Source organism: Streptomyces sp. NPDC006385 (genome assembly GCF_040612485.1).
In the GTDB taxonomy this organism is placed as follows: Bacteria; Actinomycetota; Actinomycetes; order Streptomycetales; family Streptomycetaceae; genus Streptomyces.
In genome coordinates this window covers 38,374-51,727 of record NZ_JBEXQG010000066.1, presented here as the reverse complement: position 1 = coordinate 51,727, position 13,354 = coordinate 38,374, and the positions used below count along the sequence as shown (strand labels likewise).

At 70.1% G+C, this 13,354-nt stretch carries 12 protein-coding genes and 1 tRNA gene; 7 read left to right on the top strand and 6 right to left on the bottom strand.

Features of this window, described 5'->3' with window-relative positions:
* Positions 1 to 118 precede the first annotated feature (118 nt).
* The 7 genes from ABZ078_RS34975 (at position 119) to ABZ078_RS34945 (ending at position 8,380) form a co-directional block, all read left to right on the top strand.
* Positions 119 to 742, top strand: coding sequence for an SCO family protein (locus ABZ078_RS34975; RefSeq protein WP_356582079.1), 624 nt, complete (start codon positions 119 to 121; stop codon positions 740 to 742).
* A complete protein-coding gene (locus ABZ078_RS34970) occupies positions 739 to 1,212 on the top strand; it encodes a copper chaperone PCu(A)C (protein ID WP_356582067.1) in 474 nt (157 codons plus the stop codon). The genes ABZ078_RS34975 and ABZ078_RS34970 overlap by 4 nt, the downstream gene beginning before the upstream one ends.
* Positions 1,213 to 1,225: 13 nt before the next feature.
* Entirely contained in the window at positions 1,226 to 3,316 is a 2,091-nt protein-coding gene (locus ABZ078_RS34965; protein ID WP_356582065.1) for a copper resistance protein CopC, read from the top strand.
* Between the two features lie 8 nt (positions 3,317 to 3,324).
* Complete coding sequence (gene efeB, locus ABZ078_RS34960; protein WP_356582064.1) at positions 3,325 to 4,680, top strand: iron uptake transporter deferrochelatase/peroxidase subunit; 1,356 nt, start codon at positions 3,325 to 3,327, stop codon at positions 4,678 to 4,680.
* A 77-nt stretch (positions 4,681 to 4,757) separates the two neighbouring features.
* The gene (pheA, locus tag ABZ078_RS34955) at positions 4,758 to 5,690 is read left to right on the top strand and encodes a prephenate dehydratase (RefSeq protein ID WP_356582062.1); all 933 of its coding nucleotides are present in this window, start codon (positions 4,758 to 4,760) and stop codon (positions 5,688 to 5,690) included.
* 555 nt (positions 5,691 to 6,245) lie between these two features.
* Positions 6,246 to 7,523 (top strand): serine--tRNA ligase, encoded by a 1,278-nt coding sequence (gene serS / locus ABZ078_RS34950; RefSeq protein ID WP_356582060.1) that lies wholly within the window; start codon positions 6,246 to 6,248, stop codon positions 7,521 to 7,523.
* Positions 7,524 to 7,600: 77 nt separating this feature from the next.
* Positions 7,601 to 8,380 (top strand): HAD family hydrolase, encoded by a 780-nt coding sequence (locus ABZ078_RS34945; protein WP_356582077.1) that lies wholly within the window; start codon positions 7,601 to 7,603, stop codon positions 8,378 to 8,380.
* Between the two features lie 546 nt (positions 8,381 to 8,926).
* Here ABZ078_RS34945 and ABZ078_RS34940 read toward each other — a convergent pair.
* The 6 genes from ABZ078_RS34940 to ABZ078_RS34915 form a co-directional block, all read right to left on the bottom strand.
* A tRNA-Ser gene (locus tag ABZ078_RS34940) sits at positions 8,927 to 9,014 on the bottom strand.
* Positions 9,015 to 9,299: 285 nt separating this feature from the next.
* Positions 9,300 to 9,542 carry a hypothetical protein gene (locus ABZ078_RS34935; protein WP_356582059.1) on the bottom strand — a complete coding sequence of 81 codons (243 nt, stop codon included), beginning with the start codon at positions 9,540 to 9,542 and terminating at the stop codon, positions 9,300 to 9,302.
* A gap of 98 nt (positions 9,543 to 9,640) precedes the next feature.
* Positions 9,641 to 10,360 carry an ABC transporter permease gene (locus ABZ078_RS34930; RefSeq protein ID WP_356582057.1) on the bottom strand — a complete coding sequence of 240 codons (720 nt, stop codon included), beginning with the start codon at positions 10,358 to 10,360 and terminating at the stop codon, positions 9,641 to 9,643.
* A gap of 10 nt (positions 10,361 to 10,370) precedes the next feature.
* Positions 10,371 to 11,282, bottom strand: coding sequence for an ABC transporter ATP-binding protein (locus tag ABZ078_RS34925; protein ID WP_356582055.1), 912 nt, complete (start codon positions 11,280 to 11,282; stop codon positions 10,371 to 10,373).
* Positions 11,279 to 12,196 (bottom strand): ABC transporter permease, encoded by a 918-nt coding sequence (locus tag ABZ078_RS34920; protein WP_356582053.1) that lies wholly within the window; start codon positions 12,194 to 12,196, stop codon positions 11,279 to 11,281. The genes ABZ078_RS34925 and ABZ078_RS34920 overlap by 4 nt, the downstream gene beginning before the upstream one ends.
* Complete coding sequence (locus tag ABZ078_RS34915) at positions 12,186 to 13,163, bottom strand: ABC transporter ATP-binding protein (protein WP_356582075.1); 978 nt, start codon at positions 13,161 to 13,163, stop codon at positions 12,186 to 12,188. The genes ABZ078_RS34920 and ABZ078_RS34915 overlap by 11 nt, the downstream gene beginning before the upstream one ends.
* Positions 13,164 to 13,354 lie beyond the last annotated feature (191 nt).

The following is a 13,354-nucleotide window of genomic DNA, read 5'->3' as shown; positions in this document are numbered from 1 at the left end:
GAAGAGAAAGGGGAATTGGAAATGGAAACCCAGAACCACGGATGCGGCTGCGAGTGCAACAGCGGCGGCTTCTGCGGCGGCTGCGGCCACGCCGGCCAAGACCCTCACCGCGGCCGCACTGCTCGCCGCCGCCACCCTCACCCTCTCCGCCTGCGGCAGCGGTGACGACGGCAAGCAGCCCGTCACCGTCGTCTCCGAGGAGGCAGGCTCGGACAAGGCCGCCATAGTCCTCGACAAGCCGTTCGAGAAGCCGGACCTGGTCCTCACCGACACCCACGGCGAGAAGTACGACCTCCGCAAGGAGACCAAGGGCAAGCCCACGCTGATCTACTTCGGCTACACCAACTGCCCCGACGTCTGCCCGCTGACGATGAGCAACATCGCCGTCGCCAAGAAGCAGCTGCCCAAGGCCGAGCAGGACGAGCTGCGCGTCGTGTTCGTCACCACCGACCCGAAGCGCGACACCGCGTCCGCGCTCGGCAAGTGGCTCAAGGGCATCGACCCGCAGGTCGTCGGCCTGACCGGCGACTTCGACACCATCCAGGCCGGCGCCCGCACGCTCGGCATCTCCATCGAGCCGCCGCACAAGGACAAGAACGGCAAGATGGTCTCCACCCACGGCACCCAGGTCGTCGCGTTCTCGCCGAAGACCGACGCCGGGTACGTCCTCTACACCGAGGACGCCCAGGTGGGCGACTACACCAAGGACCTCCCCAAGCTGATCAAGGGGGAGAAGCCGTGAGGCGGTTGGCCCCGGTGACCCTGGTGAGCCTGGTGACGACCGCGGCCCTCGTCCTGGCGGGCTGCGGCTCGGGCGACTCCGGCGACTCCGGCGACTCCCAGGCCGAACTGTCCGTCAGCGGCGCCTACATCCCGCAGCCGGTCTCGGACTCCATGGCGGCCGGCTTCCTGACGATCACCAACAAGGGCGGCGCTAAGGACGAACTGACCTCCGTCACGAGCGACATCGGCGATGTGACCACCCACGAGACCGTCGACTCGTCGATGCAGGAGGTCAAGGACATCGACGTCCCCGCGCACGGGCAGCTCGTGTTCAAGAGCGGCGGCAGCCATCTGATGTTCGAGAAGCTGAAGCGGAAGCCGAAGCAGGGCGAGAAGGTGACCGTGAAGCTCCACTTCGCCGAGTCCGGCACGGTCACCGTCGAGATGCCGGTGAAGTCCGCGACGTACACCCCGACCACCGGACACTGAGGGAGAGATCGCCTTGACCCAGACCATCGCCCCCCGCGTCCGGACCCTGGTGCTGCTGCTCCTGGCCGCCACCGGGCTGCTCCTCGCCGGTGCCGGGCCGGTCTCCGCGCACGCCGCCCTGACCGGCAGCGACCCCCGGCAGGGGGCGGTGGTGGACAAGGCCCCGACGCAGGTCTCGCTGACCTTCTCCGAGAAGGTCGCCCTGTCCGACGACTCGCTGCGCGTGCTCGATCCCAAGGGCAAGCGCATCGACCGGGGCGACCCGGCCAATGTCAGCGGCACGACGTACGCCGTGAAACTCCACAGCGGCCTGCCCGACGGCACGTTCACCGTCACCTACCAGGTGGTGTCCGAGGACAGCCATCCCGTCGCCGGCGCCTACACCTTCTCCATCGGCGCGCCCTCGCAGACCACCGTCTCGGTCTCCGCCCAGGAGGCGGGCGGCGGGGTCGTCGGCTGGCTGTACGGCTTCGGGCGGTACGTGTCGTACGCCGGCTTCATCGTCCTGGTCGGCGGTGCCGCCTTCGTGCTGGCCTGCTGGCAGCGCGGGTCGGGCGTGCGGGCGCTGCAACGGCTCGTCGTCTCCGGATGGCTGGCGCTGACCGCCGCCACGCTCGGACTGCTGCTGCTGCGCGGCTCGTACACCAGCACGGGCAAGGTCGGCGACATCTTCGACCTGGAGCTGCTCGGGCAGGTGCTGCAGACCAAGACGGGTGCGGCGCTGGTGTCCCGCTTGCTGCTGCTCGCCGCGGCGGCGCTGTTCATCGCGGTGCTGTTCGGGGCGTACGACAAGCGCGAGGACGAGGAGAAGCGGGACCTCACCTTCGGGCTCGCGATCGGCGGGACCGTCGTGGCGGCGGGGCTCGCGGCGAGCTGGGCCATGTCCGAGCACGCCTCGACCGGGCTCCAGGCCGGGATCGCGATGCCGGTCGACGTCGTCCACCTGCTGGCCGTCGCGGGCTGGCTCGGCGGGCTCGCCGCGCTGCTCGTGGCCCTCTACCGGGCGCCCGCGGACACGCCGGTCGAGGCGTCCGCCGTACGACGGTTCTCGCGCGTCGCCTTCGGCAGCGTGCTGGCGCTGGTCGCGACCGGGATCTACCAGTCCTGGCGGCAGCTCGGCTCATGGTCGGCGTTCACCGGCACGCGGTACGGGCAGCTACTGCTGGTCAAGATCGGGCTCGTGGTGCTGCTCGTCGGGATCGCGTGGGTGTCGCGGCGGTGGACGGCGCGGCTGGCGGAGACGGCGGTGCCGGCGGAGACGGCGGAGACGGCGGTGCTGAAGCCACGGAAGGCGAAGGACGCCGTCGAGCGCGAGAAGGAGCCCGGCGAGGCGGAGAAGGGCGCCGATGAGCGGGAGACGAAGGCGGCCCACGTGCGGGAGACGAGGGCCGACGAAGGCGAGGAGACCGCGGGCGAGGGCGAGAAGGAGCACGCCGCCGCCCGGTCCGGCACCTCCGCCTCGCTGTCCGTCTCCGGCAAGAAGGCCGCCTCGGCCGCCGTGCCCGGCAAGAAGGGCGGCGACTCCGAGCGTGCCGCCCAGCTCGCCCGGCAGCAGGACGCGATCGACGCCGCCCGGCAGAAGCGGCAGCGGGACGCCGACCCCAACCGGTTCGGACTGCGGCGCTCGGTCCTCGCCGAGGCGGGCGTCGCCGTCGTCCTGCTCGCCGTCACCACCATGCTGACGTCGACGGAGCCAGGGCGCACGGAGGAGGAGGCCAAGGCGGCCGCGTCGTCCTCCTCTTCCGCCGACGCGTCCGCGTCCGGGGCGCTGACCCTGGACATGTCCTTCGACACCGGCGGCGAGGACGGCAAGGGCGTCGTACGAGTCGACCTCGATCCGGCGCGCGTGGGCGGCAACGAGATGCACGTCTACGTCCAGCGGCCCAACGGCCGCGCCTTCGACATCCCCGAGGTGAAGATCGCCTTCACCCTGGAGGCCCAGGACATCGGGCCGCTGCCCGTCGTCCCCGACCACATCGCCACCGGACACTGGTCGGCGAGCGGAGTCCAGATCCCCATGGCGGGCGAGTGGAAGATCGCCGTGACCGTGCGGACCTCCGACATCGACCAGACCACCGTCTCCAAGAACGCGCAGATCGGCTGAACCTCACCATGGCTGACCAGTCCATTCCGGAGGCCCGCACCCCTCGGAGTCCCGGAACCACCGAAGCTCCCGAGGCGGCACTCAAGGGCGGCGTCCGCGAAGGCGCCCCTGTGGAAGGCGCCGGCGACGAACGCGCCGCGGGCAAGGAGGGCATTTCGCGGCGGCTGCTGCTCGGGACCGCCGGTGCCACCGGGCTGGTCCTCGGGGCGGCCGGCGGGGCCGTGGGCTATGCGGCACGGCCGGCGGAGGCGACTCCGCTCACCTCGCTGGGCGCCGATCAGGTGATGTTTCACGGGAAACATCAGCCCGGCATCCTCCAGGGACTCCAGGCGCGCGGCCATCTGATCGCCTTCGATCTGGCGGCGGGCGCGGGCCGCAAGGAGGCAGCGGCGTTGCTACGCCGCTGGTCGGAGACGGCTCGGCGGCTGATGGCGGGCGAGGCGGCCAAGCAGGACGACACGGATGTCGCCCGGGACGCCGGACCGGCCTCATTGACGATCACCTTCGGCTTCGGGCACAGCTTCTTCGGGCGGACCGGCCTGGAGAAGCAGCGCCCGGTCTCCCTGGACCCCCTGCCCGACTTCTCCTCCGACCAGCTCGACAAGGCACGCAGCAACGGTGACCTGTGGGTGCAGATCGGTGCGAACGACGCCCTGGTCGCCTTCCACGCCCTGCGTGCGATCCAGAAGGACGCGGGCCGGGCCGCCAAGGTGCGCTGGCAGATGAACGGCTTCAACCGGTCGCCGGGCGCCACCGCGCACCCCATGACGGCCCGCAACCTCATGGGCCAGATGGACGGCACGCGCAATCCGAAGCCGACGGACGCCGACTTCGACGAGCGCGTCTTCGTGCCGGAGTCCGGCTCGAACGACCCGGCCTGGATGGCGAACGGTTCCTACGCCGTCGTACGCCGCATCCGCATGCTCCTCGACGACTGGGAGCAGCTCTCGGTCAAGGAGCAGGAGGACGTCATCGGGCGCCGCAAGTCCGACGGGGCGCCGCTGTCCGGGGGCACCGAGACGACCGAGATGGACCTGGAGAAGACGGACAAAGCGGGGAACCTGGTCGTCCCGATCAACGCGCACGCCCGCATCACCCGGCCCGACCAGAACGGCGGCGCGGCGATGCTGCGACGCCCGTTCTCGTACCACGACGGCATCGACACGGACGGGGTGCCCGACGCGGGGCTGCTGTTCATCTGCTGGCAGGCCGACCCGCTGCGCGGCTTCGTCACCGTCCAGCGCAAGCTCGACCGGGGCGACGCCCTGTCAAAGTTCATCCGGCACGAGGCGAGCGGGCTTTTCGCGGTGCCGGGCGGGGCGGCGGAGGGGGAGTACGTGGGACAGCGGTTGCTGGAGGGGTGATGTGGCGCCGATCGCCCCTTTCGGCGGCCGAGTGAGATCCGTGCGCCGCCCTTCGCAAGGCCCATTAGGGTGAGGTCATGCCAGCGAGCTATGCCTATCTCGGCCCCGAGGGCACCTTCACCGAAGTCGCCCTGCGCACGCTTCCCGAGGCCGCGACCCGGGAGCTGATCCCCTATGTGTCCGTGCAGTCCGCGCTCGACGCGGTGCGCGCCGGTGAGGCCGAGGCCGCGTTCGTGCCGATCGAGAACTCCGTCGAGGGCGGCATCACGACCACGCTCGACGAGCTGGTCGCGGGCGCGCCGCTGATGATCTACCGCGAGGTGCTGCTGTCGATCACCTTCGCGCTGCTGGTCAGGCCCGGCACGACGCTGTCGGACATCAAGACGGTCTCCGCGCACCCGGCCGCCCAGCCGCAGGTGCGCAACTGGCTGAAGAAGAACCTCCCCGACGCCCACTGGGAGTCGGCCGCCTCGAACGCGGACGCCGCGCGCCTGGTCCAGGAGGGCCAGTACGACGCCGCCTTCGCCGGGGAGTTCGCGGCCGCCCGGTACGGCCTGGAGGCCCTGGAGACCGAAATCCACGACGCCGAGAACGCCCAGACGCGGTTCGTGCTGGTGGGCAGGCCCGCCCGGCCCGCGGCGCCGACCGGCGCGGACAAGACGTCCGTCGTGCTGTGGCAGCGCGACGACCACCCCGGCGGGCTGCGCGACCTCCTCGGCGAGTTCGCCACGCGCGGCATAAACCTGATGCTGCTGCAGTCCCGGCCGACCGGCGCCGGCATCGGCAACTACTGCTTCTGCATCGACGCCGAAGGACACATCTCCGACCGCCGGGTGGCCGAGACGCTGATGGGGTTGAAGCGGATCTGCCTGGAGGTGCGGTTCCTGGGCTCGTACCCACGCGCGGACATGGCGCCGGGGGATGTCCAGCCGCCGCGCCCCGGGACCTCGGACGAGGAGTTCGTGTCGGCGGCGGACTGGGTGGCGCGATGCCAGGACGGGCGGTTCTGAGGGGCCTCGGAGGCCACCGCAGACGCTGGATTTCCGCCAGTCCTACCAGCTGGTTGTCGTTATCCACAGGAGTTATCCACAGGTCCTCATCTCGACCTGGGGACAAGTCGACAAGCAAGCGTGACACTGTCGACAAATCGCTCCCCAGGCCCCTTCGGTGTCCACCGTCACGCAAGTCACCCTTCGTCCACTCTTTTCCTTTGAGCCATCCTTTGGGGCGACCGCTTTCCACTCGAAAGTGTCGATCAGAAGGGTTTGTCCTGGGAATCCTCGGCTCGCTCGGCCCGTTACGGAGTGATCAATTCCGAAGTCCACAACCCATCCACACACCCTGTGGATAACTCTGCCGAGGCTGGGGATTCCTGTGGACAACGGCGGCCCAAGTCCCGTTCCCCACAAGGGAATCGAGTCAACCGGCCGCCGTGCGCCTGCCCCGTTCCAGGGAGTGAGACGCCTTCCATTGACACGTCACGCAATTCACTCACAACGGGATGAACGCCGCGCTCCGGAATAGTGAGTCGTGGGCTGTCACCCCACCCCGGTAGCCTTGAGCACGTGATTGACCTTCGCCTGCTCCGTGAGGACCCCGACCGAGTGCGCGCCTCGCAGCGCGCCCGTGGAGAGGACGTCGCGCTCGTCGACGCCCTCCTGTCTGCCGACGAGCGGCGCAGGTCGTCCGGCGTCCGCTTCGACGAGCTGCGTGCCGAGCAGAAGCAACTCGGCAAGCTCATCCCCAAGGCCGCCGGAGACGAGAAGGCCGAGCTGCTGAAGAAGGCGAGCCAGCTGGCCGCCGACGTCAAGACGGCCAACGCGGAGCGCGACGCGGCCGACGCGGAGACCCAGGAGCTGCTCCTCCAACTCGGCAACCTCGTGCACCCGGACGTCCCGGTCGGCGGCGAGGAGGACTTCGTCACGCTGGAGACGCACGGCGAGATCCGCGACTTCGCGGCCGAGGGCTTCCAGCCGAAGGACCACCTGGAGCTCGGCTCGCTCCTCGGCGCGATCGACGTCGAGCGCGGTGCGAAGGTCTCCGGCTCCCGCTTCTACTTCCTCACCGGCGTCGGCGCCCTGCTGGAGCTGGCCCTGGTCAACGCCGCGATGGCACAGGCGACGGCGGCCGGCTTCACGCCGATGCTGACCCCGGCGCTGGTCCGGCCGCAGTCGATGGCCGGTACCGGCTTCCTCGGCCAGGCCGCCCAGGACGTCTACCACCTCGACAAGGACGACCTCTACCTGGTCGGCACCTCCGAGGTCCCGCTCGCGGCCTACCACATGGACGAGATCCTCGACGCCGAGAAGCTTCCGCTGCGCTACGCGGGCTTCTCCCCCTGCTTCCGCCGCGAGGCCGGCTCGCACGGCAAGGACACGCGCGGCATTTTCCGCGTGCACCAGTTCGACAAGGTCGAGATGTTCTCGTACGTCGCTCCCGAGGACTCGCAGGCCGAGCACCAGCGCCTGCTGGAGTGGGAGAAGCAGTGGCTGACGTCACTGGAACTGCCGTTCCGGGTCATCGACGTCGCGTCGGCCGACCTCGGCTCCTCGGCGGCCCGCAAGTTCGACTGCGAGGCGTGGATCCCGACCCAGGGCAAGTACCGCGAGCTGACCTCGACCTCGGACTGCACCGAGTTCCAGTCCCGCCGCCTGTCGATCCGGGTCCGTGACGGCAAGCAGGTCAAGCCGCTGGCCACCCTCAACGGCACGCTGTGCGCGGTGCCGCGCACGATCGTGGCGATCCTGGAGAACCACCAGCAGGCCGACGGCTCCGTCCGGGTGCCCGAGGTGCTGCGCCCGTACTTGGGCGGCCGGGAGGTCCTGGAGCCGGTGGCCAAGTGAGCGACACGGCTTCCGCCGGGAATTCCGAGGACGCTTCGGGAGACCTCCCGAGCAGATCGGAAGGCTTCCCGTACCGGCTGATCGCGACCGACCTCGACGGGACGCTCCTGCGCTCCGACGAGTCGGTCTCCCCGCGCACCCGTGACGCGCTCGCCGCGGCCACCGCGGCGGGCGCGGCGCACATCGTCGTCACGGGCCGAGCGGTCCCCTGGACCCGCCACATCCTCGACGACCTCGGCTACCACGGCCTCGCCGTCTGCGGCCAGGGGGCCCAGGTGTACGACGCCGGCGAGCACCGTCTGCTGACGTCGGTGACCCTGGACCGACAGCTGGCGGGGGTGGCGCTGGCCAAGATCGAGGCCGAGGTAGGGCCGCTGTTCCTGGCGGCGAGCCGCGACGGCCTGGACGGCGACGTCCTGGTGGGCCCCGGCTACGCGGTCATGGGCGCCCTCCCGTCGACCCCCTTCACGGACGCGTCGGATCTGTGGACGGCCCCGCTGAACAAGATCTACATACAGCATCCGAAGCTGTCGGACGACGAGTTGGCTGAGGCCGCACGCCAGGCCGCGGGCGGCTTCGTCACGGTGGCGATGGCCGGCGAGGGCATCGTCGAGCTGCTTCCCCTGGGCCTGTCGAAGGCGACCGGCCTGTCACTGGCGGCCCGCCGCCTCGGCATGAAGGCAGCCGACACGATCGCCTTCGGCGACATGCCCAACGACATCCCGATGTTCGCCTGGGCGGCCCACGGAGTGGCCATGGCCAACGCCCACGAGGAACTCAAGGCGGTGGCGGACGAGGTGACGTCTTCCAACGAGGAGGACGGGATCGCGACGGTACTGGAGCGGTTGCTCGGCTGACGTCGGCGGCGGGGGCAGCCGGTAGGTGGCGGTGGGGGACGGTTGGCGACGGCCGGCGGCTGGCGGCTGGCGTCGTCGGCGGGGGCAGCCGGTAGGTAGCGGTAACCGACGGTTGGCGGCGGGCGTAGTCGGCGGCGGCTAGGGGCTGGGGCAGATGGCGGCGGCTGGAGGCTGGCCCAGGAGCAGCAGCTGACGGCTGGCGGCTGGCCGCGCCGCGAGGGCTGGCGGCTCTTGTGGCTTGCGCAGCCGTAGTCGCGGGTAGCCGTGTCGCTGGAGCGGCTGGCGGCGGCCGGAGGACTGCGCGGCCGACGATGTTCAACGGCTGACCCACGAGCGGCAGCCGACAGCGGCTGGAGCCACGGGGGACGGCGGCTCGCAGCTGGCGCAGCCAAGTCGCGGGCAGTCGTGCTGCCGGGGCGGCACAGGTGGGCGCGGGCGGCAACCCGTCGGCGCCGGGTTGCGTCGGCCGACCTCTCGGCAGCGCCGGGCGCCTCTCCACGCACCCCAAGCCCTGCACATCGGCCCAGCCCCAGTGGCAACGTCTCGCGGAGGATGCACGAATCGAACGTGCGCGGGCTTTTCAGACCCGACCACGGTTTAGCAAACCGGTGCCTTACCACTCGGCCAATCCTCCGGGTGGGCGGCCCACGCGAGAGCGACATCGCGTGCTCGAAGCGGCCGCCCCGGGCAGCTCCCCGGGCGTGACGAACTCGACGGAGGGGTAGCGATTACTCCGGAGTCCGCCGCCGGCTGCCCTGTCGGGAGCTCGACGTACTGCCGTGCATGGACATCGCCGAGCTCCTCTCCCAGAACGTGGCGCCGAACTCACCGTCCGGCGATGTGGACACAACCACTGTGCCTGTACGACGAGTTGCGCGCCACTGAATTAAGGAGCCCGGGGAAGGCGCCCGCACGCCCCTTACCGGCGGCGCCACTTGCGCCGGCGCCCCTTGCTGAAGAACCACCCCGCCGGCGGTTCGTCCGAGCGCCACGGCTGCGGCTCGGGCTTCTCACGGCGCCAGCGGGCGGCCAGCATGCGGGCGCGGGCGGACGGCTCCGAGGTCTCGGCCCCGCGTATGAAGTCGTCGTCCAGGACCAGGTCGTCCCAGGCGTCGTCCCCGGACTGTTCCCGATCCTCGTGCTGTGACGTCCCGCCTGCCATCCCGTCCTCCCGTTCATGCGGTGCGTCCTCTTTGCCCAGTGTGCCCGGGAAGAGGTGAAGCCCTCGTCAAGAGCGGGCCCGGTCAGGGGCCCGACTCCTTACTCCTCCCCTGCCAGCGTCAGCGACCGCAGCTTCTGCCCCGCGTACCAGGTCGCGAGCACGGTGACCACCGCCAGCAGCACCGTCGCCGTGGGCAGCGCGACATCCGACGTCACCATGTCCCCGCCGGCGACCTTCTGCGCCACCGCCAACGACCACTGCTGGACGCTCAGCGTGCGCGCACCCGACACCAGGGAGCCGAACAGGGCCTCCCAGACCAGCGCGTACACGAGCCCGAACACCACCGCGTGCCGGGACACCGTGCCGAGCAGCAGGAAGATCGCGGCATACGCGATGGACGCGACCAGTGCGGCGACCGTGTAGGCGACGGCGATCTGCTGGCCGTTGCCGTTGAGGATCAAGCCTGCGATGAAGGTGGGCAGCGCCGAGAACACCATCGTCACGGCGATCGCCACGATCAGCTTGGTGAAGATGATCGTCGGTCGTTTCACCGGCTTGGACAGCAGATACACCACCGAGCCGTCGTCGATCTCCGGCCCGATCGCGCCGGTTCCGGCGATGACGCCGATGATCGGCACCATCGTGGCGAGGGCGAGGCCGCCCAGCAGGTCGGACGCCGTCTGGTCGTCCGCCCCGGCGAGGCCGCGTACGGCCACGGCGATCACGATCAGCAGCAGGGGCAGCGCGCCGAGGATGAGGGCCCGTCGGCGGCCGAGCAGGGCCCGGTAGGTGAGTCGGGCGACTGTGGGGTCATACATCTTCGGCCTCCTACGCCGCGACCAGATACGAGAAGACGGACTCGAGGGACTCGTCGGACGGCGAGACCGTGAGCAGGCGGATGCCGTGGTCACGCGCCACCCTCGGCAGCAGGGCGGTGAAGCGGCCGAAGTCGACGGCCTGGATGTGCAGCGCGCCCTCGGTCAGGTCGACCTCGATGCCGGACGTCGACGGATCGGCGATCAGCGCGGCCGCGAGCGTGCGGTCGTCGCTGGAGCGCACCAGGTAGCGGTGCGGACGGTCGGTCATCAGGCGGCGGATCTTGCGGAAGTCACCGCTCGCCGCGTGCCGTCCGGCGACCACGACCTCGATGTGCCAGGCGAGTTGCTCGACCTCTTCGAGGATGTGCGAGGAGAACAGCACCGTGCGGCCCTCGTCGCCCATGCGGCGCAGCAGGTCCATGAGCTGCATGCGCTGCCGCGGGTCCATGCCGTTGAAGGGCTCGTCGAGCAGGAGCAGCGAGGGGTCGTGGACGAGGGCGCTCGCCATCTTCACGCGCTGGCGCATGCCCTTGGAGTACGTGGAGATCTTGCGGTCCTGTGCGTACTCCATCTCGACCGTGGCCAGGGCCTTCTGGGCCGCCTTGGCGCCCAGGCCGTGCAACTCGGCGTTCGCGACGACGAATTCGCGGCCGGTGAGGAAGTCGTACATCGCCTCACGCTCGGGGACGATGCCGATGTGCTTGTAGATGGCCTCGTTGCGCCAGACCGGCTGTCCGTCGAGGGTGACCGTGCCGGTGGACGGGGCGAGGAAGCCGCCCATCATGTTGATGAGGGTGGACTTTCCGGCGCCGTTGGGGCCGAGGAGGCCGGTGACGCCGGGGCCGATCGTCATGGTGATGTCGTTGACGGCGACCACGTTGCCGAACCAGCGGGAGACGTGGTCGATGGAGAGCGTGGTCACAGTCCGGCCTTTCGGTAGCGGCGCATCAGGAGGCCGTAGGAGGCGGCGATCAGGCCCAGGGTGACGAGGACATAGACCGCGCCCTCCCCGTTGGACGGGCCGACTCCGCCCGGGAAGGCGGACGTGGCACCCAGGAAGGCGGACTGCACGCCGTCGATGAGCGTGACCGGTGAGAAGAGGCCGACCCAGGGGATGGCGCCCGAACTGTTCTGCACCTCGGCGATGGCCTGGAGGGTGGAGACGGCTCCGTAGGAGATGGTCAGTACGGCGATCACGGCGGCGATGCCGAAGCCGCGGCGGGGCGTGACCGAGGCGATGACCAGGCCGATGCCGGCGAAGAGCAGCGAGAGCAGTGCCACGGAGACGAGTCCCTGTGCGAATCCCTTGGTCTGGTCGGCGAAGTCGAGCTTGGCCAGCAGCGCGCCCACGTAGAGCACCAGCAGCGGGGCCCCGGTGAGGAGGAACAGCGCGGAGGCCAGTGCCGCGAACTTGGCGCGTACGTAGTCGGCGGTCTCGATGGGCCGCGAGAAGTACAGCGGTACGGTCTTGAAGCGCAGGTCGCGCGAGACGGACTGGGGTGCCTGCGAGGCGACGTAGAGGCTGATGACGGCCTGCATGACGATCGCGTAGCGCGTGTAGTCGACGGGCAGGTCGTTCGCCTTGGTGGCGACCGCGACGGCGACCATGATGGCCGCGGGCACGCACATCACCACGAACAGCAGCATCGGCAGCACCTTGGACTTCACCGACCGGCCGAGGCCGTAGGCGCCGCGCAGGGACTGCGAGTAGAGGGAGCGGGTGGCGTAGGAGCGGCCGAGGCGGGGGCCGTCGTAGGTGCGGTAGCCGATGTTGTGGATGCGGGTCTGGTCACCCGACGTCGTGACGGGTGTCCGCATGGGCTGCTCAACTGCCATGGCCGACCGCCTCCTTCCGCTGTGCGTCGGTGCTCTGCTCGCTGTCCTTGAAGACCTCGGCGATGTGGTGCCTGCGCTGTTCCATGCGCACCAGGCCGAGGCCGAGGTCGGCGACCACGTCCCGCACCAGGTCGTAGGTCTCCTCGCCCTGCGCGGTGAGCAGCAGGATGTGGCCGGCGCCGGGGAGGCCGCCGCTGCCGTCGAGTACGTCGACCCCGCGCGCGTGGAGCGCGTCGCGCACCGCGCGGGTGCCGTCCGGGTGGTCGTCGGTGTCGGTGACCTCGATGGCGAGGGTCGTCGTGGTCTGGGTGAAGTCGGTGGTGGAGCTGGAGCGCAGGAGCTTGCCGCCGTCGATGACGACGACGTGGTCGCAGGTGCGTTCCAGTTCGCCCAGCAGGTGGGAGGTGACCAGGACGGAGATGCCGAAGTCGGTGTGGATGCGGCGGATCAGGCCGAGCATCTCGTCGCGGCCGACCGGGTCGAGGCCGTTGGTCGGCTCGTCCAGGAAGACCAGCTGCGGGTCGTGCACCAGGGCCTGCGCCAGCTTCACGCGCTGCTTCATGCCGGTCGAGTAGCCGCCGATCGGGCGGTAGCGCTCCTCGTACAGACCGACGTGGCGCAGCGTGTCCGCGGTGCGCTCGCGCGCTGCGGCGGGCGGCAGGCCGGACATGCGGGCCATGTGCACGACGAACTCGGTCGCCGAGACGTCCGGCGGCAGACAGTCGTGCTCCGGCATGTACCCGACCCGCTCGCGGATGGCGGCGCCCTTGGTGGCGACATCGAGTCCGAGCACTTCGGCACGGCCCTCGGTGGCGGGGGACAGACCCAGCAGGATCTTGATCAGTGTGGACTTGCCGGCTCCGTTGGCTCCGACGAGTCCGGTCACACCGGGCCCGACGTCCACGGAGAGCCGGTCAAGCGCGGTCACCCTGGGGAACCGCTTGCTCAGGCTTTCGGTCGCGATCACAGTCACGCTTCGAAGGTAGTGACGCGGCCCGCGCCGGTCGTCACCCCGCAGAGCTGTCTTGAAGTCAGACCTCAGGTGTACGGGACCCTAGGGGTCACCCTGAGGTCGAACAACGGCGCCCAGGTTTTCCACAGGTGCAGGGTTTTCCACAGCCCGAGGCACCTCTATTGACGCGGCCTCTAACAACTGTC

Bases quoted from the DNA above. Each gene is read 5' to 3' on its own strand.
- efeB (WP_356582064.1), top strand. From the start codon at position 3,325: ATGGCTGACCAGTCCATTCCGGAGGCCCGCACCCCTCGGAGTCCCGGA.
- ABZ078_RS34930 (WP_356582057.1), bottom strand. From the start codon at position 10,360: ATGTATGACCCCACAGTCGCCCGACTCACCTACCGGGCCCTGCTCGGC.
- ABZ078_RS34935 (WP_356582059.1), bottom strand. From the start codon at position 9,542: ATGGCAGGCGGGACGTCACAGCACGAGGATCGGGAACAGTCCGGGGAC.
- ABZ078_RS34920 (WP_356582053.1), bottom strand. From the start codon at position 12,196: ATGGCAGTTGAGCAGCCCATGCGGACACCCGTCACGACGTCGGGTGAC.
- pheA (WP_356582062.1), top strand. From the start codon at position 4,758: ATGCCAGCGAGCTATGCCTATCTCGGCCCCGAGGGCACCTTCACCGAA.